The 3,473-nt window shown below is 55.9% G+C and carries 2 protein-coding genes; both read right to left on the bottom strand.

The annotated features are described in order from the left end of the window. Nucleotides 1-2,819, bottom strand: a 2,819-nt coding sequence (locus tag IT781_RS21550; protein ID WP_194972229.1) for a diguanylate cyclase domain-containing protein, incomplete at its 3' end; no start/stop codon positions are given. A gap of 115 nt (nt 2,820-2,934) precedes the next feature. Then, on the bottom strand, nt 2,935-3,473 hold a 539-nt coding region (locus IT781_RS21545), incomplete at its 5' end, for an EAL domain-containing protein (RefSeq protein WP_194972228.1).

The raw sequence follows: 3,473 nt of genomic DNA, 5'->3' as shown, positions 1-3,473 counted from the left end.
TGCTGCCAGCGAATCAGCGCTTCGGCCTTATGGATAACGCCGGTCGCCAGTTCGACAATGGGCTGATAAACCAGACTGAACTGGCCGGCGTCGAGTGCGCCGCGCAAATCGTTGGCCAGGCGCATGCGGTTTTGCGCGGCCTCCTGCATGGACGGAATGAAGTAGTTGTAGCGATTGCGGCCCTGATTTTTGGAGGCGTACATGGCCTGGTCGGCATTCTTGAGCAACGTATCGCAACTGGCGCCATCGATCGGATAAAGGGTGATGCCGATGCTGGCCGACACATAAGCCACTTCATCTCTCAGCTGAAACGGCTCAGCCAGTTTCTTGAGAATCGTGTGCACGACACGTTCGATGACGCCGGCATCATCCAGTTCGCTCAGAATGATGGTGAATTCATCGCCGCCCAGGCGCGCCACGGTATCGGTTTCACGCACGCAGTGACGCAGACGCTGTGCCGCATCGATCAGCAGGATGTCGCCCATGTCGTGCCCCAGCGCGTCATTGACTTCCTTGAAGCGGTCGAGATCAAGGAATATCACGGCCAGAGGCCGGCACGTACGGCGGGATTTCTTGCATGCCTGTTCCAGGCGATCCTGCAACATGCGCCGGTTGGGCAGACCCGTCAGTGTATCGAAATTGGCTTGCTGCCAGATCAATGCTTCAGCCTCTTTTCTTTTAGTGATATCGCGGGTAATCGACAGTTGGACCAGTTTATCGCCCGGTTTGCCTGAAAAAGGCACGGCATGGGTTTCCATCCAGCGGCGCGTGCCGTGCAGGCCGATGATCTCGAATTCAAGCGTGCCTTTTTGTCCCTGGCAGACTTGCTCGTTTAACTCCCGAAAGGCATCCAGATGCTCGGGGGCAATGACAGAATAGAAGTTCTGGCCGATGACGTCGGCCTCATCGTCTGACTCGATCATTTTAAGGCCGGCTGCATTCATGGACAGCAGTACGCCGTCGCGGTCTATGATCTTCACGCACTCAGGCGAAGTTTCGATGATTGTGCGCAAATATTGCGAGCTTTCGCGCAGCGCATCGCTGGCCAGTTGTCTCTCGATCGCAATACCCGCCAACTTGGCAAACTGCTCAATCAGGTCGATTTCTCCGGCAGCCGGTGCTTTGACTACATGATGGTAAATGGCGAAGGTGCCGAGCACCTTGCCGTCAGCGGCCTTGATGGGAACCGTCCAGCAGGCGTGCAGGTTGGCTCTGGCGGCCAGTTTCTTAATCGGTTGCCAGTAGGGATGCGAGGCAATATCCTCGACAATGACATTCCGGCCCGTAAAGGCCGCAGTGCCGCAAGAACCTACGCCCATGCCGATGGGCAGACCATGAATGGCGGCAGTATAGAAATCCGGCAGGCTGGGTGCGGCGCCCGTCAACAGACGTTTGCCCTCGTCATCCAGCAACAGGATTGAGCACAGAATGGCAGGGTTTTGCGATTCCATGCTCAGCGCCAGGGCTCTCAGTATCTCCGGCAGCGGCAGGCTTTTTGATATCAGCTCCAGCACATGACTGCGCGAGCGATTGCCCATTTCCACGCGCTTGCGCTCGGTAATGTCGGTTTGCGTTCCGATCATGCGCAGTGCCTTGCCGGCGGCATCGCGGCTGACTACCATGCCGCGTGTCAGCAGCCACCGCCAGCCGATATCCCGATACCGGGCACGGTGCTCGTTATTGAAAGCGAGCGTCATGCCGTCCAGGTGCGCGTACAGATCTTTCATCATGCGGGCATAGTCCTCCGGATGGATGGTCGATCTCCAGTGGCGGTATTGGCTCTTTCGCTCCTTGTCGGCAAATCCCAGTATTTCATGGCAGCGCTCGGAGAAGAAGACTTCGCCGGTCTGGAAGTTCCAATCCCATACGCCATCGCCGGCGCCTTCCAGCGCAAATTTCCAGCGCTCTTCACTGGTGCGCAGCGCGGCTTCGCTTTCCCGGCTCCTGGAAATGGTCAAGGCCTGTGTCATGCCGACTATTGTCAGCACGAACAGATAAAGCCATAAATTGACCAGTCCTGTTTGTGCAATGTCTGTGGCAAAATAACCGATGCCGTTCATCGCGCCCTGCAGTGCTTGCAGCGCCGTCATGCCGATGACCAGCAAGACGCCGTGACGGCCAAAGCGGGCAGCGCTCCAGGTAATGAAGGGAAATATCAGAAAGCCTTTCGGGAAATCGCCCAGGCTGTCATGAAACCAGTCCATATATACGATCTGTCCAACCATAAAAGACAAACCGAAACAACTCGCGGTTTCTAATGCACGTTGGCGCTGGAACCAGCCGCGAGGCATTCTGCGCCATACCAAAATCAGCGGTGTTGCCAGAATGATGCCAAGCATATCGCCCATCCACCAATGAAGCAGGTTCGGCATCATCGTTTGCTGCGTCAGGAGTCCGGTCAACAGCAAAGCCGTAGCGACAGCCGATGCGCTGATGCTGGCACCGGCAGCAGCCGTCAGCATCAGCCAAAGATAATCGCGGGGATGAGTCAGTGCGGAATTGAAGCGGCCCGGCCGAGACAGCAGCCAAAGACAGACAAACGCCTCCAGCGTATTGCCGGCCGCGATGAACAGCGACGCCCAGGCAGGGCTGCCCGCCATCAGGCTGCCGATGAAAGCGCCGACAAAAATGCCGGGCCAGTATTTCCTGCCGCCGATCAACAGCGTAGCAAGCGCCAGGCCGCTGGGCGGCCATATGACGGAAACCATGCCGTTTACAGAAAAGTAAACAAGCACGATAAAGGCAAGCAGCGCATATACAAGCGCTAGGGCAACAAGCCCTAGTACATCAGTCCAGCGATAAATCAATAATCCATTCAAGACACTTTTACCCAAGAGTGCGTTATCGACGGCGGCAAGTTGTGCAAAGGCCGAAATGCCGGGTTAAACAACAGCAAAATTTTACCCGGTTATCTTGGAGTTTTATACCCGTCTCTTAAACGGTTTCAAGCAGCTTTTCAAATTCATTAGCCGGCAATGGTTTTGAAAACAGGTAACCTTGCCCAAAGTCACAGCCGATGCTGGTCAGCAGGTCGCGCTGCTGGGCCGTTTCCACGCCTTCTGCGATCACCTTGATGCCGAGCTTGTGCGCCATGACGACAATGGCCTCGCAGAGCGCCATGTCTTCGGAGCCGGGCGCCAGATTGCTGATAAATGACTGGTCGATCTTAAGGTAGTCGATGTCGAATTTTTTCAGGTAGGACAGCGACGAGTAACCGGTGCCGAAATCGTCGATCGATACCTGTATGCCGGCATCGCGGAAATCAAGCAATTGATCGGTGATGGCCGTGTTCGCATCCAGCATGATGCCCTCGGTGATTTCGACGACGATGCTGTGTCCGGGCAGTCCTTGTTGCCGCAGATAATCGAGCCAGGCGGTATGATTCTCGCCTTCATAGTGAAATTGGACGGGCGATTTATTGATGCTGACCTGGAAATCCGGATGGTGCCGTTCTCGCCAGTGCTTGACCTGGC

Source organism: Methylobacter sp. BlB1 (assembly GCF_015476545.1).
Classification (GTDB): domain Bacteria; phylum Pseudomonadota; class Gammaproteobacteria; order Methylococcales; family Methylomonadaceae; genus Methylobacter.
This window is presented reverse-complemented; position numbering and strand designations above follow the sequence as displayed.